Origin of the sequence: Rubinisphaera italica (assembly GCF_007859715.1) — a bacterium.
Taxonomy (GTDB): domain Bacteria; phylum Planctomycetota; class Planctomycetia; order Planctomycetales; family Planctomycetaceae; genus Rubinisphaera; species Rubinisphaera italica.
Window position 1 is genome coordinate 5,510,776 of record NZ_SJPG01000001.1, and the last position, 23,116, is coordinate 5,533,891.

General features: G+C 50.0%; 13 protein-coding genes and 1 tRNA gene. 9 read left to right on the plus strand and 5 right to left on the minus strand.

Going from position 1 to position 23,116, the window contains the following annotated elements; translation table 11 throughout:
* Nucleotides 1-169: 169 nt before the first annotated feature.
* The 3 genes from Pan54_RS21005 to Pan54_RS21015 all read right to left on the minus strand — a co-directional run bounded on the left by Pan54_RS21005 (nt 170) and on the right by Pan54_RS21015 (nt 5,631).
* Nucleotides 170-2,542, minus strand: coding sequence for an efflux RND transporter permease subunit (locus Pan54_RS21005; RefSeq protein WP_146505362.1), 2,373 nt, complete (start codon nt 2,540-2,542; stop codon nt 170-172).
* A 313-nt stretch (nt 2,543-2,855) separates the two neighbouring features.
* Nucleotides 2,856-4,844: a redoxin domain-containing protein gene (locus Pan54_RS21010; RefSeq protein WP_146505364.1), complete on the minus strand. Its 1,989-nt coding sequence runs from the start codon at nt 4,842-4,844 to the stop codon at nt 2,856-2,858.
* A gap of 157 nt (nt 4,845-5,001) precedes the next feature.
* Nucleotides 5,002-5,631 carry a CPBP family intramembrane glutamic endopeptidase gene (locus tag Pan54_RS21015; protein WP_146505365.1) on the minus strand — a complete coding sequence of 210 codons (630 nt, stop codon included), beginning with the start codon at nt 5,629-5,631 and terminating at the stop codon, nt 5,002-5,004.
* Between the two features lie 319 nt (nt 5,632-5,950).
* Between Pan54_RS21015 and Pan54_RS21020 the strand changes: the two genes are divergently transcribed.
* From Pan54_RS21020 to Pan54_RS21040, 5 genes are all read left to right on the plus strand, one after another.
* On the plus strand, nt 5,951-8,824 hold the full coding sequence (locus Pan54_RS21020) for a DUF1549 domain-containing protein (RefSeq protein ID WP_165441896.1): 2,874 nt from the start codon (nt 5,951-5,953) through the stop codon (nt 8,822-8,824).
* 141 nt (nt 8,825-8,965) lie between these two features.
* Entirely contained in the window at nt 8,966-10,369 is a 1,404-nt protein-coding gene (locus tag Pan54_RS21025; RefSeq protein ID WP_146505369.1) for a DUF1501 domain-containing protein, read from the plus strand.
* Nucleotides 10,353-10,820 carry a rhodanese-like domain-containing protein gene (locus Pan54_RS21030; protein ID WP_242631390.1) on the plus strand — a complete coding sequence of 156 codons (468 nt, stop codon included), beginning with the start codon at nt 10,353-10,355 and terminating at the stop codon, nt 10,818-10,820. Before Pan54_RS21025 ends, Pan54_RS21030 begins: the two co-directional genes overlap by 17 nt.
* Before the next feature lie 35 nt (nt 10,821-10,855).
* Nucleotides 10,856-12,763 carry an asparagine synthase (glutamine-hydrolyzing) gene (gene asnB / locus Pan54_RS21035; protein ID WP_146505370.1) on the plus strand — a complete coding sequence of 636 codons (1,908 nt, stop codon included), beginning with the start codon at nt 10,856-10,858 and terminating at the stop codon, nt 12,761-12,763.
* 158 nt (nt 12,764-12,921) lie between these two features.
* Nucleotides 12,922-14,247 (plus strand): Gfo/Idh/MocA family oxidoreductase, encoded by a 1,326-nt coding sequence (locus tag Pan54_RS21040; RefSeq protein WP_146505372.1) that lies wholly within the window; start codon nt 12,922-12,924, stop codon nt 14,245-14,247.
* A gap of 205 nt (nt 14,248-14,452) precedes the next feature.
* Here Pan54_RS21040 and Pan54_RS21045 read toward each other — a convergent pair whose 3' ends face one another.
* Complete coding sequence (locus tag Pan54_RS21045; RefSeq protein ID WP_146505373.1) at nt 14,453-14,758, minus strand: branched-chain amino acid aminotransferase; 306 nt, start codon at nt 14,756-14,758, stop codon at nt 14,453-14,455.
* Between the two features lie 370 nt (nt 14,759-15,128).
* Nucleotides 15,129-15,437 (minus strand): branched-chain amino acid aminotransferase, encoded by a 309-nt coding sequence (locus Pan54_RS21050; RefSeq protein WP_146505374.1) that lies wholly within the window; start codon nt 15,435-15,437, stop codon nt 15,129-15,131.
* A 463-nt stretch (nt 15,438-15,900) separates the two neighbouring features.
* Between Pan54_RS21050 and Pan54_RS21055 the strand changes: the two genes are divergently transcribed.
* The 4 genes from Pan54_RS21055 (at nt 15,901) to Pan54_RS21070 (ending at nt 23,007) form a co-directional block, all read left to right on the plus strand.
* Nucleotides 15,901-15,972 (plus strand) — tRNA-Gly (locus Pan54_RS21055).
* A gap of 72 nt (nt 15,973-16,044) precedes the next feature.
* Complete coding sequence (gene tig / locus Pan54_RS21060; protein WP_146505376.1) at nt 16,045-17,514, plus strand: trigger factor; 1,470 nt, start codon at nt 16,045-16,047, stop codon at nt 17,512-17,514.
* 269 nt (nt 17,515-17,783) lie between these two features.
* On the plus strand, nt 17,784-19,976 hold the full coding sequence (gene thrS / locus Pan54_RS21065) for a threonine--tRNA ligase (protein WP_146505378.1): 2,193 nt from the start codon (nt 17,784-17,786) through the stop codon (nt 19,974-19,976).
* Between the two features lie 595 nt (nt 19,977-20,571).
* A complete protein-coding gene (locus Pan54_RS21070) occupies nt 20,572-23,007 on the plus strand; it encodes a PSD1 and planctomycete cytochrome C domain-containing protein (protein ID WP_146505379.1) in 2,436 nt (811 codons plus the stop codon).
* Nucleotides 23,008-23,116: the final 109 nt, after the last annotated feature.

The following is a 23,116-nucleotide window of genomic DNA, read 5'->3' on the forward strand; positions in this document are numbered from 1 at the left end:
CTGTGGTGTAAAATTAATTTCAGTTTTGTTAGGAGTTCTTATTTGTCCGGTTTTCAATTTGATCTTGAAATAGACTCACTCGCTTGCGCTTCGTGCTTATAAGTGAGGTTTTGCAAAACTTCAGTTAATTGATAACAAGTAATCACGTTGCAGGTCATTGTCCACACTATCACAATGGAGTCAGTTGCGATTCTTTTTGATCTGATTCCTCAACTTGTGAATCCTTCATGAAATATGAAAGCAACGCTGGCAGGAAAATCAGGTCGGCAAAGAGAGCAGAGCCAATCGTTAACGCTCCCATCGCGGCGAAGATGCGTTGATCGCGCATGTCGCTCAACAGGACTGTCGTGAAGCCGACGAGTAGAACGATCGTGGTCATGATCAGAGCGGTTCCGGTTTCTGTGAACGCGTGGGCAATCGCAGCATTTTGAGGCTTTCTACGGCTTTCTTCTCGATAACGTGTCAGAAAATGAATTGTGTCGTCGACCGCTATCCCCAGGCAAACCGTAAACGCACACACGCTGGCGATTTCGAGAGACTGGCCATAAATCACAAGAAACGTGCCAGTGACCGCCAGTGGAAACAGATTTGGAACAATCGAAATCAAACCAATTCTCAATGAACGATAAGCAACCGCCAGCACCAGAAAGATTATGAATGTCGCGCTGCCGAGACTGGCGGCCAGGTCGATCACAATCTGATACAGATTTTCCCATCGCCAGACAGCTGAACCGGTCAGGTCAAAATTGAAATGAGGATGCTCGGCTTGAATTGTTTCGAGTCCGGCTTCAATCCGTTCAAAGACAGGTCCATATCTGGCGATTCCCAAATCCTGTACCCGAAAATTCACTTCCGCACGTTGTCTTTCAGGTTCATAGAAGGCCCGTTTCAGACTCGCGGGCAATAATTGCAGGAGCGGCATGCGGTCCTGAGGTTCGCCGGAACCGGGCAGGACATCGATGAAATTGCGGATCGAGATCGGACTGCCAATCAAAGACTCGGCAGCGAGCAGATCATCTACCTGCATGATGACCGTCAGCACTTCCGCCGAATCGGACTCAATTTGGTCGTCCCAATTAATTCGTACAGATGACATTTCCAGTCCACCAAACGCCTCGTCCATATGCTTGATCGCCAGCACTGCTTCGGAATGTTGCGGCAACGCATTGGCACGACGTTCATCGGGCCGCAATGTCAGTGAAATCGCAGAGAACAGAATTGTGCAGGCAATCGCCGCCCAGGCAAAACCTTTGGAGCGATGCAGGATAAACGTGATCAAACCACTGATGCGATTGAGATTTCGGTCGATCAAACCTTTCTCGTGTCCCTTATGAATGTTCCGCCCTAATCGAGTTGAGCAGAGCAGAGGAATTGTCAGAACGACCGACAAGAATGTAAGCAGCACGCCGATCACACAGCAGATGCCGAACTCACGGACGATTTCATGATGAGCGAGCGAAAGTGAACCAAAACCAATCGCGGTCGTAATCGAAGTAAGCGCGCAGGCGAGCCCCACGCGACAGATACCCGTTCGAGCCGCATCGCGGACATCACATCCCTGACTTCGGAGCTTGCGAATTTCGACCATCAGGTGAACACCATCGGTCAAGCCGACCAGACTCAGTAGCACTGGCAGGATGATGTCGTTAAACGGATTGTCTTGAAAATCGAAGTAGTGCAGAATGCCGAGAGTCCAGAAGACACCGATTGCCGGAGCGAGCGAAACAATCAGCACGGCTCGGAAACCGCGAAACAGAATCATCGCCATCGCCAGAATGGTACCATAGCCGATCATCTGATATTTGAAACGATTCTTCTCCTGCGATTCCATAAACGTGAGATAACTGGGAACCTTCCCCGTCACCATATATTCAAAATCGATGTCTTGATATTTTGAAGCTGCCTGAGCTGCGGTCAGTTTGAGATTTTCCGTGCAGTCGGCATCATCCGTGACGAACAGCCAGTCGAACTTGATGAGCAGTAAGATCGTTTCGCCATCACGCGAGAGGAGTTGGCCACCAATCAGGGGATGATTGACGGCTGCTTCGCGAGCTTCATCAAATTGCCGTTGTGAAGCCCGGGCTTTCGGAAAGAGGGATTCTCGAAAACCAAACAGATTCAGCACGGGTGCCCGGTCCATCCACAAGATGTCGCGAACATAGGGCAAGGCATCGAGTGCTGAAACAACATCCCGAATCGCAGCTGCTCCTTCGGGTGTGAAAAACTGCTTCGATTTCACAACCAGAATGACATCGGAATCGGTCAGGCTGACGGTATCGACATCCGGGATTTGTGGTTGAGGTTTCGGTTTGGGTTTCGGAGCCTCGTCAACAACGTCAGTCTTGGGTTTTTCGGCTTTGGGTTGTGGAGGGGCAGGCTCGGGAACCGCTTCCATCTCCGCTCGTGGCTTGAGCAGGGAGGTGACCCGATCAGGATCGTAATATCCAAGCAGAGCGGCTCCGCTGAGCAGCAGGATCAACAGCGTGACAAGCAGCGGAGCATCGACCGTGCTTCCGAAAATACGATCAAAAAGCCGATTCATGGAGCAGGACGATTTCTGAAAAAATGTAGGTCAGGCTGTGCCTGACGAAGTGGAGGTAACTTGTATGTGGAGTTTTGCAATACTTCAGTTTGAAACCAAACTTCGAAAATGACTCAACAGATTTTGAGAAAGATTAAAACCACAGAGGCACAGAGGCACAGAGGACACAGAGAAATTTTAGGAAAATGTCTGTCATGCTCAAACAATCGAACTCTTCATAAACCTTGGATTTCAAGACTTCTCCGTGTCCTCTGTGCCTCTGTGGTTAAAAAAACAATTTCAGTTTCGTCAGGCGTTCTTATTTCTTGGGATTTCAAATCGATCCCGACGAATCGGCGAGCTTTTTCACTTCCTCATTGTCGAGCCGACCATCGTCATCGCGATCTAATTTTTTGAAGGCGAAGCGTCGCATCGAGAGCGGAAGTTCTTCCCGTTTGATCTCTCCGTCTTCGTTTTGATCGAAGCGTTTGAAGAAATCGACGACGAAAGCATCCACACGCTTTTGTCGCTCGGGGTCTTTTGCCTGCTCCTGCTTTGGTTTCGCTTTTTGGGTTTCACCAGATTCTTTCAGAGGATAGGCGACTTCAAAAAAGGCAATCGCCATTTCTTCGGAACTTTGATCTCCCCAGGTCACATAATCTTCCGGATTGGGATTGAAAGGGTTCGCTTCTGAATTGTCAAAGGTTGAAACGAATGAGAGTTTTTCGATGCTGGCAAGCGGATGCGGCGTGGCCAGTTCATAAACGTGCTGCCAGTTGAAATCGTAGGCAGGAACATCGAGCAAGAGTTCTTTACTGTCGTTGACTTTGGCAGTCACCTGAAACGACTTGCCTCGATAATGCATGTGCGGCGTAATCGCCAGCAGTTCGCCACGATCTGGAATATTTGTGATGTCCCCATTCACCGCGTAGTCGGCTGCATGCGGGGGAATTTCAAAATCGTGATTGATGGCAACAAGTGTCGAAACTTCGTGCGTGACATCTTTCTCATCGGTGACTAGCAGGCCCATTTTCGTCATATCTTCCTGAGCGATACCGTTGGGTGTGTAGTGCATCTGAAAGACAAACTGCGAACCCGCTGGAACTTTGCGGGCATAACCTTCGGGCATGTTCACCGAGCGTTGCCCGGGAACATATCCTGCGATCCAGCCAAGTCCTCGAAAATCTTTTCCATCGGGCGGACGGACGAACACAATGCAGTGATGCACAACCGCACGATTGCCCGGCACGATTTGAGTGCCGGTGACCCAGGTATCCTCTGTGAATTTGGGATCGACCACAAAATACTGATATTCGACAATCCCTTCTTCAGGCACGGCGAATGGTTTCCGATGCATATCGAAAACGAGATCCGGCTCCCGCTTGAATTGCCAGCCCTGCACATAAGATGTCGGTTTTGGTAAATCCTCGGCGTTCCCGTAAGGCATTCCGCCGTGAACCCAGGTTTTCAGAGCGTTGATTTCTTCTGCACTCATCCGGCGGGCATTGGTGAAGGCCCCAACTTTTGGATTCGCATGCCAGGGAGGCATACGGCCTTCATCAATCACTTCGAGCAGCATCTCACCCCAGCCGACAACTTCGTCGTACTGTGTGAGTGCAAACGGGCCAATTTCTCCCTGCCGATGACATTCCACACAATGAGTTTGCAGGATCGGTGCGATTTCTTTAGTGTAAGTGATGTCGGTCGTGATTTCCTCAGGGAAGACTTTACCGATCAAACAGCCGACCGCTTTGGTCTCGGGTGTGGAAACCTCTTTTCCGGCAGCAAGTTCTTCGAGGGCAATCTTCAGATCCGAACGAGTCGGTTCCGGCTTGACGATGCCAGGTAGATATTGATCGTCGATTCGTCCCTGATACCGAACCTTGCCTGCTTGATCGAGTACGATCACTTCCGGAGTCCGCTCGGCTCCCATTCGATCAGCGAGTTTGTTTTCGTAATCTTTAACACACGGAAATGTCAGTTTGTAAGCCTCTGCATAGGCAGCGAATTCTTCAAGAGAATCGTGAATATTGCTGTTGATGGCGTAAAAGCGGACATCCTTGGCAAAATTATGAGAGAGTGTTTCCAGCCGAGGACCATACAACCGAGCCAGTGGACATTCCGTGCCCAGAAAACAGAGCACAGTGATTTTTTCGGAAGCTCCAACTGGAACTTCGACAGTTTTGCCCTTGATATCAGGAAGTTTGACTGCGGTAGCGGTTTCAATAGAAGAAGTCTCTGGCTCCGCCTGAGCCCAATCGGAGGAAAATGTCAGTAGAGTCACGATTAACAAAGTTAAGACGATCCGCATTTGAGTTTTCATCTCCTGTGAAATTATAAGCCTGAAAGACCTGAATAGAATTATTCACGATGAGGGTGGCGGGGGCGCTCCGCTTTAGCGGATGCCCCCGGGGAAGTTCATATCTACGATTCGGGGGCTTCTCTTCGAGAGCGCCCCCGCCACATGTCGTCTTCTTTTCTTACCACTCGAACGATTCCTGTTCCGATTCTTTGGGATCGGGTTCATCAGGTTGTGTTTTTCGGGCTTCGTATACAATCACGAGGAACGCGAGGTAATCGTAAAAGGCATGTGTGGCGATGGGAGCCAGCAGGTTCCGTTCCCCGGTAATGTCGAATACGAATCCAAAATAAAACCCGGCTGCCGTCGCAAAAATTGTGTACACCCAGGTGACGGCATGCATCAGTCCGAAGGCCAGGCTGCTGATCGCCAGTCCCCAGTAGTACCCCGCAAAAGACTCGATCCACGTCATTAAAAACCCGCGAAACAGAATTTCTTCCCCAATTCCTGCCAGCAACGCCAGCAAGGCCAGTTCGAGATGGTTGCAGCCTGCCAGAAAACGGCCCATAGCATCGAGAACCGTCTGTTGAACCTTCTGAACGGAACTGATCGGCAACTGTTCAATGGCCATAAAAATGACAAACAGAGGCAGAGCAGCCAACAAGCCGTAAATCAATGGCTTCCATGAGAATATGACATATTCTGTCGGCTGAACCGAACAAACCCAGCCCAGAATAAGTGCGACCACGAGTAGGGAAAACTCGAAAATTCCAGCGTTCGTCAGAAATTCTTCTCGGTTGTTAAATTTCAAAAATGAATCCTCAGACTTCTGTTAATATCCCGCTTTTTGTTGGTAGGGCGAAATCGATCATCCGTTTCTGTGTTTCATAATATGCCGATTACTCTGATCTGGGTAGTGCTCTGGCCTGTTCGACTGGAAATGCTGTTGAGTAAGGAATTTGGATTAGATATCGAATCCTTCCAGAAAAGGCTTTTGAGTCTGTCTTGGATCGGTTATATTTCATATGTTGTCTTGTCATTGAAAACGTACTGAACAACCTGCTTCGACGACAATGAGTGTCTGTCGGAAGTCCCACCTGCTACGCATACCTGTACGGAACGTCCTGTTTATGACTCAGTCCTTACGCTTAATTTTCGGATTTATTCTCAGCTCTCAACTTCTCAGTTCTAGCCTGTTACAGGCTGAGCAAAGTGAAGTCGAGTTCTTTGAGAAAAAAATCCGGCCTGTACTCGTCAAGCATTGTTACGAATGCCATTCGGTCGAAGCGAGTGCCGTTAAAGGGGGCTTGCTGCTGGACAGTCGGGAAGGCTTGCTGGCCGGTGGAGATTCCGGCCCCTCGCTTGTGCCGGGCAAATCGGCGGAAAGTACGCTGATTGAATCGCTCAAATACGAAAGCTACGAAATGCCCCCGTCTGGCAAATTGCCAGAGCATGTGATTCGCGATTTCGAACAGTGGGTTGATACCGGCGCGATCGATCCTCGGGCTCCGACACAAAAAAAAGCACAGGCTGGCATCGACTGGGAGGCGGCTCGTCAATTCTGGGCTTATCAGCCTCTGCCGGAAAGTACTCCTGCAGGACTCTCGACAACCAAGTTGATTGATCAATCTCTGCAGCAGGCACTCGATAAAGTTGGAGCCACGCCTAATTCCATCGCCAGTCCTGAACAGAGAATTCGCAGGTTGTATTATGATTTAACAGGCTTGCCTCCATCACCCCAGCAGATTATGGACTTCGTGAATGACCCCTCTGCTGACCGCTGGGAGAATACCGTCGAAGAGTTGCTGGCTTCCAAACAGTTCGGAGAACACTGGGGCCGTCACTGGCTCGATGTTGTTCGTTACGCCGACTCCAACGGTAACGACTTCAATGCCACTTATCATAATGCGTGGCGGTATCGCAATTATGTGATTGAGGCATTCAATAACGACAAACCATTCGATCGGTTTCTTCGCGAGCAGATTGCAGGCGACCTGATGCCCGCGAAGGATCCGCAGGAGCAATACAATCATCTAGTCGCGACCGGCTTTCTGATGGTCGGCCCGAAAATGCTGAGTGAACGGGATAAAGAGAAACTTGAGTTCGATATCGTCGATGAACAGATCGATTCCATCGGTAAAGCCTTCCTCGGGCTCTCGCTGGGCTGTGCCCGTTGTCACGATCACAAATTCGATCCCATCCCAACAGCCGACTACTACGCCCTAGCCGGCATCTTCCGCAGCACTCAGGTGCTTGATGGGGAAAGCCAGAAGTATGTTTCCGACTGGGTGCGTCGAGAATTACCGACTACGAAAGAGCATCGTGAACAACTCGCCTTATATAACGAACAGACAAAAACTCTGACGACTGCCCTTAAAGCCGAGGAAAAAACTCTCAAGAAGACTGAACAAACCCTGAAAGAATTTCAGGAAGGCCAGGATGCCTATACGATTGATAATCTCAAGGCGAAACTGACAGGCAACTGGACTTCCTCCACTTACAGCAAGGATTTCATCGGTTCCGATTATATTCACGACAACAAAGAAAAATCGCCCGTCAAGACGGCTCTGTTTTCCATGACGATCGGCAAAGCCGGAAAGTATCACGTTCGTTTCGGTTACAAAGGAAACTCGGGACGGGATGAAAAAGTTCCTGTCACGATTAAACATGGTGAGCAGGAGCAGACGTTCTTTATCGACCAGACAAAACCGGCTCCAATTCGAGGCCAGTTCATTGAGCTGGGAGAATTTGAGTATGTCGCAGGGGATGTCGTTGAGGTGATAATCAGCAACGAAGGAACCACCGGCTACGTGATTGTCGATGCGGTTCAGTTCCTGTTGCATCGGGAAAGTTCTGAGGAATCGCTTGATGCAGATCGGCTTGCCAAGTTAGAGAAAGCCGTCAACGCGGCAAAGAGTGCTCTCAAATCTTCGCAGGACAAACTGGCTGAGTTGAAGAAAAACGCTCCCAAACCGTTGCCTCTCGCGTTTGCGGTGAAAGATCGTGAAGACTGCGACGATTGTGAAATTATGATCCGTGGCGACCATCTCAATAAAGGAGAAGTCGTTTCCCGCGGTACCCTGCAGATTATCAGCGGTGAACAGGCCAGCTTGAAGAATCCGACCGGCAGCGGTCGGCTGGAGTTCGCCAACTGGATTACTTCCGATGCCGCTCCGCTGGCGAGTCGGGTGTATGTCAATCGACTGTGGCTGTATCTGTTCGGCGAAGGAATTGTCCGCTCTGTCGATAACTTCGGAGCCCTCGGCATCCCGCCAAGTCATCCTGAACTTCTCGATGCTCTGGCATTACGATTCACAGAATCCAACTGGTCGACCAAAGAAATGGTCCGGGCCATCGTAATGACGGAAGCCTATCAACGATCCACGGAAAACAACCTGGATTCTTACAAGCTCGACCCAGAAAACCGCCTGTTGTGGCGGTCGCATCGACGACCACTCACAGCCGAAGAGATTCTAGATACGTTTCTCGTCTATCGGGATTCCCTCGATCAAACACAGGCCGAATCGACAGTTTCTCAGTTTGGAACGCTGGTTGTGAACAATAACAGCAACGCTCAAAGCAAAACCGAACAGGGAGTGACAGCACTCAAGCGAACCATTTATCAGCCCGTTCTTAGAAGCCAACTCTCGGAACTGGCCTACCTGTTCGATTTTGCGAATCCAGAAATGGTTGTTGGGAAACGTCCTCCCACGAACGTGCCGGCTCAGGCTCTGTTTTTAATGAACAACGATCTCCCCCGTCAGACAGCCAGTGCCCTTGTCTCGCAAATGTTCGAAGAGCATGGAACAGGTTCGTTTACGATTCTGAACGATTTGTATCTGAAAATTTTCGGTCGACTGCCCGACAAGGCAGACGATCAACTCGCGAAGAATTATCTGCAAACTCGACTTGAAGACACGACTGACACCGCAGAGATCAAAGCCGCCTGGACCGATTATGTTCAAGCGATGCTGGCCTCGACGGAATTTCGATATCTCGATTGAAGTTCTAATAAACATGGGTGGCGGGGGCGCTCTCGAAGAGAAGCCCCCGAAAGATTAACGTCCGGGGGCTTCCGCAAAAGCGGAGCGCCCCCGCCACCCCTAACCTGACATGAAATAATAGATCTGCATACGGATAAAATCATGAATACAGAATCCCTTTCCAACTGCGGATGTGAACTTCCTTCCCGTCGTCAGTTACTGCAATCGGCGACTTGCGGATTCGGCGGAATGGCGATGCTGGACCTGCTTGCCCGAGAGGGGAAGGCGGCCCCGGCTCTGGAAAAAATGCACCATGCCCCTAAAGCCAAGCGGGTCATCTTCCTCTTCATGCATGGTGGCCCCAGTCAGGTCGATACGTTCGACTACAAACCACAATTGCAGAAAGATGATGGGAAATCTCTGCCCTTTGAAGCGGCCAAGAATATTGATGCCGTCTCCAAGTTAATGAAATCGCCCTGGAAGTTTTCCCGGCACGGCGAAAGCGGTTTATGGGCCTCTGAGTTATTCCCGGAAGTTGCCAAGCAAATTGATGACCTGTGCATCATCAAATCGATGCACTCCAAAGGACAATCCCATGGCCAGGCCGTTTCCATGCTGCACACTGGCTCAGACAGTCTGATCCGCCCCAGCGTAGGCTCATGGGTCTCTTATGGGCTGGGAAATGAGAACGAAAACCTGCCTGCCTTCATGGCGATTTCTCCTCCCACCGCACATGGTGGACCACGAAATTACGGCTCGGCTTTTCTTCCCGCAAAACATCAGGCCACGACATTAGGAAGAGCCGGGTCTCTGGGTTCAGGTCGTATCAACAATACCCACAACAAACTGATGGACTCTCAGGAACAGCGACAACATCTTAATTTGATCCAGCAGCTGAATCAGAACCACCTCAAATCGGTCGGGCAAGGTCCAGATATTGAAGGGGCGATTGAAGCGTTCGAACTGGCGTATCGCATGCAAACCATTGCCCCAGAAGTTCTCGATATCGATCACGAAACGCCAGACACTTACAAACGGTATGGCATCGATGAAAAAGTGACGTCGAACTTCGGCAAGCAATGCCTGATGGCTCGCCGTCTGGCGGAATCGGGTGTCCGCTACATTCAGATCTCGACGGGCAATGTCTGGGATCAGCATGGTAACCTGAAATCCGGCCATGAAAAGAATGCTCTCAATGTCGACAAACCGATTGCAGGGTTGATTCAGGATCTCAAACTCCGTGGCCTGCTCGACGAAACCCTGGTCGTCTGGGGTGGTGAGTTCGGTCGCACACCGATTGTGCAAGGGAAGAACGGTCGCGATCACAATCCTCAGGGCTTCTGCATGTGGATGGCTGGTGGCGGAGTAAAGGGTGGCATCGCTTTCGGAGAATCCGACGACTATGGCTACTACGCCGCCCGCGACCGTGTGCATATGCACGATTTACACGCCACGATTTTACATTTGATGGGCATCGATCATGAGCGACTCACCTATCGCTATGCTGGACGAGATTTCCGTTTGACCGATGTTCACGGAAGGGTTGTTCATGAAATTATCGCTTAAAGTATCTTCAACATTTCAGACCATACCATTGTTGTTCCTCGTAATGGCGACTATGTTGCTGGCTAGTGACTGTACTGCATATGCTCAAGCCAAACCCGCCAAGCAGAAGAAATCAAAAATGAGCCCTCTGGAAATCAGCTGCCAGGATGTGAAAACGATGCTCGATGATGAGGAACAGAAATTTCTGTTTCTCGATTGCCGCGAGCAGGATGAATTCGATCATGTTAAAATCGAAGGTGCGGTTCTGCTGCCGATGAGTGAAATCACCGAACGGGTGAGTGAAATCGAAGAGCACAAGAATAAACCGATCATCATCCATTGCCATCACGGCGGACGCAGCCTGCGTGTGACCAACTGGCTGATTCAGCAGGGGTTCACAAACGTCAAAAGCATGGCTGGCGGGATCGATGAATGGTCGGAAACGATTGATTCTTCAAAGCCCCGTTATTAATTGTGTGCTAAAAAAATTCTCAGGGATGAAATCCATTGTGTGGAATCCTCGGGCTCGTCGCAGCCGATCGGCGATCGCTTAATATAGATGATGCCGTCGTCATCACCATGCGTGAGACCATGCACTTCCGTGGTCCCGATGAAGCCGGACTGCTTCGAATCGGCGACTCTGCAATTCTCGCTCACAGGCGCCTCTCCATTCGTGATCCGCTGCATGGTCAACAGCCGTGGACATCTGGCGATCAGCGTTACACGCTGACTTACAATGGCGAGTTGTACAATACCGACGAATTGAATGCATTAACCGCACAGAGCTTCGATCAGCCGTTGAGCACTCGCTGCGATACCGAACTGCTGATGCGAACGCTCATCGCTCAAGGAGCGGAGGGTATTCCTCATCTTCAGGGAATGTTCGCATTCGGATTTTACGACGTTCAGGAACATCGGCTGATACTCGCCCGGGATCGCTTCGGGATCAAACCTCTCTATTACGCCATCATCAATAATGTGCTCGTATTCGCGAGCAGCATCACTGCAATTCAGAAACATCCTGATTTTCAATCGCGTCCCAATCGTCGTGCCCTCATTCATTATCTGATGACTCTGCGGACTCACTTCGGTGAAGACGCAATGATTGAAGGAATTAAACAGGTGCCGCCCGGTTGTGTGCTTACGTTTGATGAATTGGGAATCAGTGTCAAACGCTACTGGGATTATCCGAAGATTAATGAAGATCTCACCGAAACGGAGACCGAGTCGCGACTGCAACAACAGTTTTCACTAGCCGTTCAGAAACGCATCGTCAGCGATGTCCCCGTCGGCATGATGCTTTCAGGTGGCGTCGATTCTTCACTTCTGGGGACATACGTCAAAGAAACACTGGGAGAGGACTTCACTGCGGAATGTGGAGTCGGCCAGACAGAGGAAGCCGAGGAGGAATCGCAGTTTGCCCGACAGGCGGCTGAATATCTGAGTTGCAAGTTTGACCTCGTTACAGTCGACGAGCAATCGTATCAAATTGGCTGGCGGGAATTGCTGGCTCAAACCGGTCAGCCGCTGGCGACGCCTTCGGATGTGATTATTTATCGTCTCGCGCAGTCGCTTCAGCAGAAAGTGGGAGTGGTCCTCGGAGGCGAAGGAGCTGATGAGTTATTGTGTGGTTACACGCCGGTTCACGGAATTGGTCGGGATTACGATGAACTGCAACGGCTGATCCAGGCTGAGGATGAAGCCCCAGAAGCTCTGGAATATTTTCTGCAGCAAATCGAATCCCTTTACGGCACCTCTCAAAAAGCAACTTTGGCGGAGATGTATTTTGCTTTGGCGACTATCTTTCCGCCTCAAGCCATTGAAGTATTAATTCCTGACTCTACATCGGACCTGCAGGAAATCCATAAGTATTATCAGAAACAATTGAAAGTCAAAAAGGGCAAACCTCATGCGGGCTTGCAGGCAATGATCCGATTTCTGCATCAGGAAAATCTGCAATCGCTGCTTTCCCGACTTGATCAGGCAACCATGGCTGCAGCGCTGGAAGCTCGGGTTCCCTATACCGACCATCAACTTGTCGAAGCAATCTGGTCGACGCCGCTCGAGCATCGATTTAAAATCCATGACGAGAAATTTGAGTACGAACAGCTATCGATTCAGTTGGAGCGGGATGAAATTCTGGAATCCAAATCGGTGCTCCGCTTGTTGGCCAGACGTCGTCTGCCTGAAGAACTGGCGAATCGCCGCAAAGCGAGTTTTCCGACGCCAGTGCACGAATGGATGCAAAAGGAATGGGGAACGTGGGTTCATTCCACTTTGACACATAGCGATTTTCTCAAGCAGCAATTCGAACCGAAACAGCTTCAGGAACTTGTCGAAAATCCACAACAGGCAGGAATGCTACTTTGGCCTCTGTTGAATCTGGCACTCTGGGGGGAGCAATTTTCTGGCTAATCTGCCTGTCTGAGCCTAATTCTCTCGTTTCCTTTGCCGCCCGAATTTGATAGGATGCATAAAAGAGTGCTGATTGTCCGTTTTGTGCAGACACAGTGCGAAAATGCCGCTCACCAATTTTCTACCTCTATTTGCCCTGATGACGGGAGACACCATTTATGACATCCGAACAAACTCCGTCCCGACGCGACTTCATGAAATCCTCTGCAGCGATGGCTGCCGGGACAGCTGTGCTCTCCGGTGCACTGGCCCCGAGCCGAGTGTTTGCTGCTGGCGATGACACAATCAAAATCGGCCTGATTGGCTGTGGTGGACGCGGCAGCGGTGCCGCCAGCCAGGCTCTGAAAACAGCCGGAAAAGTCGAACTGCACGCCATGGGCGACATGTTCGGCGATCAACTTGAAAAAAGCCTGGGCCGAATCACTGCTGACGTTAAAGGCAACGACACTGCTATTGTCAATGTCGCAGAGGAACGTCGCTTCACTGGTTTCGACGCTTACAAACAGGTCCTCGAATCGGGTGTCGATCTTGTCATTCTGGCAACGCCTCCCGGTTTCCGTCCGATTCATTTTGAAGCTGCCATCAATGCCGGCAAGAATGTATTCATGGAAAAACCAGTCGCAACCGATGTTGCTGGTGTGAATAAAGTTCTGAGTGTTGCCCGCAAGGCGAAAGAAGATAATCTGAAGGTCGGCGTTGGTCTGCAACGTCACCATCAGTTGACTTATCGCGATATCATCAAACGAATTCAGGATGGTGAAATCGGCGATGTGATCGCACAACGAGTCTACTGGAACGGCGGTGGTGTCTGGGATCCTCGCAAAACTCGCGAGCAGGTTTCTACAGAAATGGAATACCAACTCCGTAACTGGTACTACTACAACTGGTTGTGTGGTGATCACATCACCGAACAACACATTCACAACCTCGATGTCGGTAACTGGATCAAGGGGGCTTACCCGGTTCGAGCCGAAGGCATGGGGGGACGTGAAGTTCGTACCGACAAAAAGTATGGTGAAATCTACGATCACCATGCCGTCGAGTTCACTTACGAAGATGGCACGAAGATGTTCAGCCAGTGCCGTCACATTCCTAACTGCTGGAACTCTGTTTCCGAATGGGCTCACGGCACCAAAGGTCATGCCAATGTTTCCGGCAGCTCTTACGAGTTGAGCGATGGCAACAAGTACCGCTATCGCGGTGATAAGAACGATCCTTATCAGACCGAGCACGACGATCTGTTCAATGCGATTCGCAACAACATCAGCTACAACGAAGCCGAATACGGTGCCATGAGCACGGCGACTTCTCTGCTGGGGCGAGCCGCAACTTACTCTGGCAAATCGGTTGTTATGACAGACTTGCTGGCATCGAACCAAAGCATCATGCCGAAAGAATTTGCCATGAATGCCGATCCTCCGACACTGCCAAACAAAGACGGCGTCTACGCTGTCCCGGTTCCAGGTGTTTACAAACCTTATTAATTTTAAGGTTTGAAACGTTATAACGCACAACAGGCCCGGCGATCATTGATCGTCGGGCCTGTTTGCTTTTTCCGCGGCTATTGGAGACCACACACTTCAAGCAGCCGCAGAAGATGGAATCAGGTTAGAGATTAGTGGTGAGAGGTTAGAGTACTTCCAAAGGTAGCTTTCCACTCTCACCTCTAATCTCTCATCCCTAACCTTATTAATAACTTTCCGCAGTCGGCTGAGAGTCGCAGGCCAAATTCCATTGGCTGTCGCAGTAGTCGTATTCATCTCCGAAGTAACTTCCCGCCACTGCTCCTTTGCAGCCGGCTGCTCCGCGGTAGGCGAAGCTTTGGTTAACGCTGCCGAAGGCCGAGCCAACATCCTCGAGTTCTTCGTTCACGCCCCAGGCCACTTCCGACAAGCCGACCACCAGGCCGACGACGCAAATCGTCGAGATCAGGACCAGTTCTGCAGAAACGATGAAGCCGGCTTCATCGTGGTATAACGCGTGTGCAATGTTCATCGTTCAGGTCTCCTTGAGAGAGGCCAGTGGCGAGAGGCCAGAGGCCAGAGATAAATGGTTGAATGTTGATACAGGTTAGAGATTAGTGCTTAGAGGTTAGAGTATTTATCTGGGTGGCTGGGGTCGCAGCGAAGCGGAGCCCCCAGAGGGTTCAAAAGCGGAGAGTGGAAAGCCGAGGGGTTTGGAGCCACTGGGAAACCGTTACCTTTACGGCTTTCCGCTTTCCGCCCTCGGCTTTTACTCTAACCTCTCCCCACTAACCCCAAATCTAATTTGATTCACAAATTCATTTCTCGTTCTGCAGGAGCAGACTCAGCGATCTCAGTCTCTAGTCCTTCGTGCGACTGCCCCCGGTGGAGCAGAATGCTCCTTAGTAGCTTTCGCCGGTTGGGGCGACATCGCAGCTCACGTCGCAGGAATCATCGCACTGATCCCATTCGTCGTTGTATTTGCTGCCAGCGATTCCGCCTTTGTGACCGGCTGTTCCGTTGTAGTGGAAGTTCTGATTGATTGAGCCAAAAGCTGATCCGACGTCTTCGAGTTCCTGATTTACGTTGAAAGCGACTTCGGAAAGTCCGACAACCATTCCGAGCACGGCAATCGTGGCAACGAGAACGAGTTCAGCAGAAACAATGAAACCAGCTTCGTCGTTGTAAAGAGCGTTGATGAGTTGAGTCATGGTGGTGGTCTCCAGTAAGAAAGTTTGTTTTGAAGTGTGTGTCAGGTCGTTGACAAGATGTAAAGCAGCCGCTGTGCCAATGGGTGAGATGGGTAGGCCGCAACGAGGCGGTTGAGTCTGGAGAGTGTTTCTATCTGCTTGCTATTTAAGTGGTTATATCATTCATTTGATTTTGGTTTAGTTGTTCTTGAGTCAATGTTGATCGCCCGGTGAGATGTTGTGGGAATTCAACACGTTCCGAATGTGAATTGAGTGGATTGCTGTATCTATTTACTATTTATGTGTTTACGTGCATGGATGCCAGGTTGCATCATGTTGAGATATGTCAACATGAATTGCGTGAACAAAAAACGTTGATAAAGTGTCACTACAAAAACCGGATTTTTTCGGGGAAGTGTGCCGATTGCTTTGCAAAGGCTCCTGACCCGGTTATAATTCTCGACCTCAGTCAATCTGAGGAACTGCGGGTGTAGCTCAGTGGTAGAGCGCCACGTTGCCAACGTGGCTGTCGAGGGTTCGAATCCCTTCACCCGCTCTTTTTTATTGGTTCAATCAAAAAAGCTGACATCTGGTCAGCGGCTTAGGCAAAGATGGGGAGTCGTCAGGAGTGACGGAAGAAGTACAAGACGCCAATGGTTCGGAAGATGTTGCAGTCGCAGAAAAATCAGGCTCTCTGGACCTGAAAGTAGACATAAAGGACATCGGTCCCTGCAAAAAGCACATTTCTGTCACAATTACCGAAGCAGACATTCAGCAGCTTCGTGATGAAACGGTCGAAGACCTGAGTCGCGACACCGCTGTTCCCGGTTTCCGGGCGGGCAAGGTGCCAAAGGATCTGCTTGCCAAGCGATTCAAAAAGGAAATCTCAGATCAGCTGAAGCAAAAACTGCTTCTGCAGAGCTTGGAGCAGGTCTCCGAAGATCACGATCTGGATCCGATTAACGAGCCGGAACTGGATGTCGAAAATCTTGAAGTTCCTGATTCTGGCGATTTCGATTATGAATTCGAAGTCGAAGTTCGTCCGGTCTTCGAGGTTCCCGACTACGAAAACATGACAATTCGTCGTCCTGTGCGAGAAATCAGCGAAGACGATGTGGCTCAGGCGCGAGCACGGTACCTGTCCTCATTTACTCAGGTTGCACCTTATGATGGTGCTGCTGAGTCCGGCGATTATGTTGTGTGCGATTGCGAATTTACTCACAATGGTGAAGTTATTCGTGAGTTCGAGGAAATCACACTGAAGTTGCGACCAACGCTTCGCTTCTGGGATGCTGAAGTCGAAGGCTTCGACGAAAAAATGGCCGGTGCGAAAGCCGACGATGTCAAAGAATTCGATCTGACGATCTCTCGCGAAGCGAACGATGTCGAAATGCGTGACGAGACCGTTCATGCAAAATTGACTGTTTTAGATGTCAAACGACTCGAAGTTCCTGAAATTGATGACGAGATGCTTGAACGCGTTGGGGCAGAGAGTGCTGAAGGCTTTGATGCATTGCTCAAGCAGTCACTCGAACGTCAGGTGACTTACGAACAACGTCAGAAAACTCGCGAGCAGGTTCTGGAGAAGATTACGGAATCTGCTTCCTGGGATTTGCCGGAAGGCTTGGTTCGCAAGCACGTCGATAATGCTTTGCGACGTGAAGTCCTGGAAATGCAGCAAAGTGGTTTCAGTCGCGAGCAAATTCGTGCTCGTGAAAGCCAGTTGCGACAGCAGAGTCACTCAACAACTCAGCAGGCTTTGAAAGAGCACTTTGTTCTCGATCGAATTGCAACCGACAACGACATCGAGTGCACCAGCGAAGATATAAATATCGAAGTTTCCTACATGGCGATGCAGCAAGGCGAAAGTCCACGAAAACTTCGTGCCCGCTTGGTGAAAAGCGGAATGATCGAAAATCTGGAAGCTCAGATTCGCGAACGCAAAGCCGTCGAATACATTTTGTCGAAAGTAAAATTTGACGATGTGCCGATGGATGATCTGCTCAATGACAATGTGGAAACTGTCAATAAGTCGATCACGTCGAACATCAACGATACGACCAGTGAGGTCGAATCGGAAGAGGACGGTGACGAATAGTTTCCAATAGAAACTGCGACCCCAAGCCGAGCCTCGTCTCGGCTTTTTTTATGCCTGTGTCAAATCAATGAAACCGCCAGGACGCCAAGGATGGAAGGAGAGGCTTGTCGAGTGATGCAGGTATATCGAACTTCTGCTAACCTACCGAGTAGGGTACGCTGTGCGTACCAAAGTATGATGAGCGATCTTGTTTTAGATTCCACATATTTCTCATGGTAGGCATAGCGTACCTTACTATTGATTACTTTAAAGAATAACGATAACGACCGATGATCAAGATCAATTTGCCGGATGGAACTTCTCAAGAGCATGAGGATCATGTGACCTCGCTCGATATTGCACGGGGCATTTCCGAGCGGCTCGCGAACGATGTGATTGCAGCCGAAGTGAATGGTTCGATTGTCGATGCCGCTCGTCCGCTGACGGAGTTTGTCGAGGATACGAATGCAATAGATTTTCGATTACTGACCGTTCGCGATGCAGAATCTCTCGGCGTTCTCCGTCATTCCTGTGCTCATATCATGGCTCGAGCGGTCATGCGGCTCTTCCCCGGAACCGGACTCGCCTTCGGCCCGACAACTGGTCATGGATTCTATTACGACTTCGATGTCGATCAGAAAATCAGTGAGGATGATTTCCCACGCATCGAAGCCGAGATGAGTCAGATTATCAAAGAAGGCGAGCCGTTTGAGCGCTTCAACCTGCCGCGAGGAGAAGCGGTTGAACTGTGCGAAGAGATGAATCAGGAACTCAAGGTCGAGCATTTGCAGACTGGGCTGGCTGATCACGAAACGCTCAGTTTTTATCGCCAGGGAGAATTCGTCGATTTATGTCGCGGTCCGCATATTCCCCGAGCAGGAAAAATCAAAGCGTTCAAGTTGCTTTCGATTGCAGGCTCATACTGGAAGGGTGATAAAGACAGCAAACCACTCCAGCGACTCTACGGAACAGCCTGGTTCAGCAAGCAGGATCTGGCCAGTTATCTGGAGCAGATTGAAGAAGCCAAACGCCGCGATCATCGCGTGCTTGGTAAAAAACTGGGCCTATTCCAGATTGACCCAAGTGTGGGACAAGGCCTGTGCCTCTGGTTACCGAAGGGGGCGACTGTTCGCGTGATTCTGGAAGATTTCATCAAGAAGGAACTTCTCGATCGCGGTTACGATCCCGTTTATTCACCGCACATTGGGCGCGTCGAACTTTATGAAACCAGCGGACATTTTCCATACTATCGTGACTCCCAATTTGCTCCGATCTTCGGACACGATGCTGGTCGGATTATCGATTATTGCATCCGTATGCTTGAAGAAGGGGAGTTGGCCTCCGAGAAAGAAGCGGCTCTTTTACAGGCCGCTGAGATCATGGGATACGAGCGGGGAGACTATGAGAAAGCGACGACCGCTGAGGAGAAGATCTCTGCGTTACGCAAGTGGGAAAAACAGCAGGAGCGATATCTTCTCAAGCCGATGAACTGCCCGCATCATGCGATGATGTATAAATCGGAGCCGCGAAGTTATCGTGATTTGCCGGTTCGGCTAGCGGAATTTGGAACGGTTTATCGCCACGAACAAACGGGCGAATTGAACGGGATGCTGCGAGTCCGTGGTTTGACTCAGGACGATGCCCACCTGTTCTGCACTCCCGAGCAGGTCGAGGAAGAATTCCGTCAAACACTGCAACTCGTGCAATACGTGCTGAAGAGCGTCGGCTTGGATGACTATCGGATTCAGCTTTCGGGACGCGATCCCAATAGCGACAAATATGTCGGTTCGGTAGAAACATGGAACCAGGCCGAAGCGAGTCTGCAGAAAGTTCTCGAAGATTCTGGACTGCGATTTGAAATCTGTGAAGGAGAAGCAGCTTTTTATGGTCCGAAAGCAGACTTTATGGTTCGGGATGCGATCGGACGCGAATGGCAACTCGGAACCGTTCAGCTCGACTACACTTTGCCGGAACGATTTGAGCTCGAATACACGGGTGCAGACAACAAACAGCATCGTCCTGTGATGATTCACCGCGCGCCATTTGGCTCACTCGAACGCTTCGTCGGCATGTTGATTGAACACTTCGCAGGAGCGTTTCCGCTCTGGCTGGCACCCGAACAGATCCGCGTGTTACCCGTGACTGATAAGGTAGCAGACTACGCTCAGGATGTGCTTCGTCAATTGAAAGCGAAAGGCTTCCGCGCGTCCGCTGATATGCGTTCTGCCAAAGTGAATGCAAAAATCCGCGATGCCCAACTGGAGTTGATTCCTTATATGCTGGTCGTCGGTCCCAAGGAAGCCGAACAAGGAGCAGTCTCGGTGCGAGATCGTATCGAATCCAAAGATCTCGGCATGATTCCACTGGCTGAAGCGATTGAAAAACTCGAGACGGAAGTTCGCGAGAAAACCATCCGTCAGCAATTCAAATCGACTTTCCAGGCTCTGGAAGAAACTTCCGAGGAAAGTGAAAACGAGTATTGATCGCTCGACTTGGGAATGGGTTTGAACCGCAGATTCACGCGGATGGACGCAGATAAAAAACAGTTGCCATCGATAATGAGAACAATGTTTTCTTTCCGATTTGAATCTTATGAGCACCGAATTCACAAAACCATTGTGTGGAAATTTCAGGACTCAAATGACATCTGCGTTTATCTGCGGTTCAAAAATTGTATATCAACAAGGGAATGAGTTTGAACCACGGATGGACACGGATAGGCACTGATGATTAGCAGTTGCCTCCGAATGGAGATGGATATTTTCTTTCTGATGCTATCCTAGAACAGGTCATATATCTTACTCCCTGGATGAGCCCAAGAAGGTCAAATGACATCCGTGAGCATCCGTCTCCATCCGTGGTTCTATTCGTAATTTCTACTAATCGTGTCGCAACTTCTGGGCAGTGACAACAGATCTCAATGGAAATGAATCAATTCTCATTGATTTAAGCGGTTTGTTTGGGATAATGTTTCAATAAGCCCGTGGTGATTCAATCGCATTGTCACCATTGCTCCAGAATTCTTCCTCCGCTTTACCACCGAAATATTTTCTCAATTCATCCAGGAGTCGTGATTAGATGTTCTTACATCGAACCTCCCGATTAACCCCCTTTGCGATGATGATCTGTTGTCTGTGGATTTCATTACTTGATACCTCTCTACCTGCTGCTGAGACAGAGAAAGTCGATTTTTCTGCGGATGTCCGTCCGATTCTGGCTCGTCGCTGTTATGCCTGTCATGGGACGACGATTCAAGAAGCAGGCTTGGCACTGCACAATTATGAGTCCGCAACTGAAGAGACAGAATCGGGGATTGTGGCGATTGTGCCGGGGAATGTGGATGAGAGCGAATTGGTCTTTCGGATCGAAGAGACCGATCCCGATTTGCGGATGCCACCAGCTGAACATGAACCTTTGACGGCTCAAGAAATTCAAACGATTAAAACCTGGATTGCTCAAGGTGGCGAATATAATCAGCACTGGGCCTTTCAGCCGATTCCCGAGATCGCCCCCCCTGCCATTGCGGATGTTTCAAATCCGATCGATAGGTTTATTGATTCAAGATTGATCAAAGCCGGCATCGAAGCGGCTCCTCAGGCTGATCGCGACACATTAATCCGTCGGCTGTATTACGACTTAATCGGCCTGCCACCATCACCAGAAGAAGTGGCTGCGTTTGTCAATAATTCTGATCCTGACGCATATGAAAAACTCGTCAATGAACTTCTGGCTTCCCCGCATTATGGAGAACGCTGGGCACGTCACTGGCTCGATGTGGTGCGTTATGCAGAGACCAACAGTTTTGAGCGGGATGGCACGAAGCCGAATGCGTGGAAGTATCGCGATTATGTCATTCGCTCGTTCAATGAGGACAAGCCTTACGATCAGTTTTTGATCGAGCAACTGGCTGGTGATGAACTGGACGAAGTGACGCGAGAGACTTTAATCGCCAGCGGATTTTATCGGCTCGGCATCTGGGATGATGAACCAGCCGATCCCCTGCTCGCTCGCTATGACGAACTGGACAGCATCATCACAACGATCAGTCAGGGAATGCTCGGACTGACGGTAAATTGTGCCCGGTGTCACGATCACAAAATCGATCCGATGCCTCAGACGGATTATTATCGAATGTTGGCCTTTCTTGATGAGTTGACACCTTATGGACGGCGCGGCGATGAAAAAACATTTAGCCAAAGTGATGTCTCTGATCCTGAGTTGAATGCTAAATATCAGTCGATTGAAAATCAGCTACGCGACTTGCGACAACGCATGTATGAACTGGAGCAGACAGGCGTTGTGAAAATGTCGGCCGAGGATCAGCGGGCGACAGAAACCGGACGACGCAAAAAGCTGCTGGAACGAAAGCTAAAAAAATATCTCGATCCCGAGCCTTGGGTCCAGTACGAAGGAATGAAAGAGGAAGAACGTCAACTCGAAGAACAGATGCGTCAACTTCCAGAGCGGGAAACTGTGATGTCGGTTGCGAAAGTCGAATTGAATCGCGCTCCGACAACGGTGATGTTGCGTGGAAATCCGCATGTGCCGGGTGATGTTGTTGAACCCGGCTTTCCGGAGCTGTTTGGCGATGCGGATCCCCAATTTTCTGAGGCAGGACCTCAACCGGATCGAAGTGGCAAACGCAAGGCATTTGCAGAGTGGGTCGCCTCCGAAAAGAATCGACTAACCGCCCGTGTGATGGTCAATCGGATCTGGCAGCATCATTTTGGACGGGGTATTGTCCGCACACCGAACAACTTCGGTTTACTGGGGGCTCCGCCAACGCATCCGGATTTACTCAACTGGCTCGCCCAGGAGTTTATGGATCAGGGCTGGAGCATGAAGTCGATGCACCGGCTCATCCTGATGTCCAACGCGTATCAGAGATCTTCTCAGAGTGTAGATGACTCACTGGATAAAGATCCAAATAATGATCTCTTCTGGCGATTCGATTTACGGCGACTCAGCGCGGAAGAAGTGCGGGATTCTGTGTTAGCGGTCAGTGGAGTTTTGAATGAGAAACTGTATGGGCCGAGTATTTATCCTGACTTGTCACAAGAAGTTCTCTCGACACAATCCCGGCCTGGTGAAGGCTGGGGAAAATCGAGTGTTGTGGAACGGAATCGTCGCAGCGTTTATATCTTCATCAAACGCTCGCTGATTCCCCCCGAATTAGCCAGTTTTGATTTTCCCGATGCGGACGTGACCTGCGAAGCTCGCTTTACAACCATTCAACCTTCGCAGGCTCTGGCGATGATCAATGGTGAGTTTCTGAATGATCAAGCCAAACAGTTTGCCGAAAGATTGAATAAGGAAGCCGGGGACGAAGTAGAAAGCAAGGTTCGCCTCGGTCTGAAACTGGTGACGACTCGTAAACCGACCGAAACCGATGTGAGCGAGGGCTTGCAATTGATTGATACGCTGCAGAAAGAACATGGGCTCTCAGCCGAGGAATCGCTGAAATATTTCTGCCTGTATGCTCTGAATCTGAATGAATTTGTGTTCATAGATTAACTGTAGACGGTAGGTTGAATTAAAAAAGAGATTTTATATTCGGTTCGCACAGCGGACATTACTATTTTAACTATCGCTAAATGTTATGTAGGTTCAGAGATCTGGAGCA

Excerpts from the sequence above, each read along its gene's own strand:
- Pan54_RS21070 (WP_146505379.1), top strand. The coding sequence starts at position 20,572 with ATGTTCTTACATCGAACCTCCCGATTAACCCCCTTTGCGATGATGATC.
- Pan54_RS21025 (WP_146505369.1), top strand. The coding sequence starts at position 8,966 with ATGAATACAGAATCCCTTTCCAACTGCGGATGTGAACTTCCTTCCCGT.
- Pan54_RS21010 (WP_146505364.1), bottom strand. The coding sequence starts at position 4,844 with ATGAAAACTCAAATGCGGATCGTCTTAACTTTGTTAATCGTGACTCTA.
- Pan54_RS21040 (WP_146505372.1), top strand. The coding sequence starts at position 12,922 with ATGACATCCGAACAAACTCCGTCCCGACGCGACTTCATGAAATCCTCT.
- thrS (WP_146505378.1), top strand. The coding sequence starts at position 17,784 with ATGATCAAGATCAATTTGCCGGATGGAACTTCTCAAGAGCATGAGGAT.
- Pan54_RS21005 (WP_146505362.1), bottom strand. The coding sequence starts at position 2,542 with ATGAATCGGCTTTTTGATCGTATTTTCGGAAGCACGGTCGATGCTCCG.
- Pan54_RS21030 (WP_242631390.1), top strand. The coding sequence starts at position 10,353 with ATGAAATTATCGCTTAAAGTATCTTCAACATTTCAGACCATACCATTG.
- Pan54_RS21050 (WP_146505374.1), bottom strand. The coding sequence starts at position 15,437 with ATGACTCAACTCATCAACGCTCTTTACAACGACGAAGCTGGTTTCATT.
- Pan54_RS21020 (WP_165441896.1), top strand. The coding sequence starts at position 5,951 with ATGACTCAGTCCTTACGCTTAATTTTCGGATTTATTCTCAGCTCTCAA.
- Pan54_RS21045 (WP_146505373.1), bottom strand. The coding sequence starts at position 14,758 with ATGAACATTGCACACGCGTTATACCACGATGAAGCCGGCTTCATCGTT.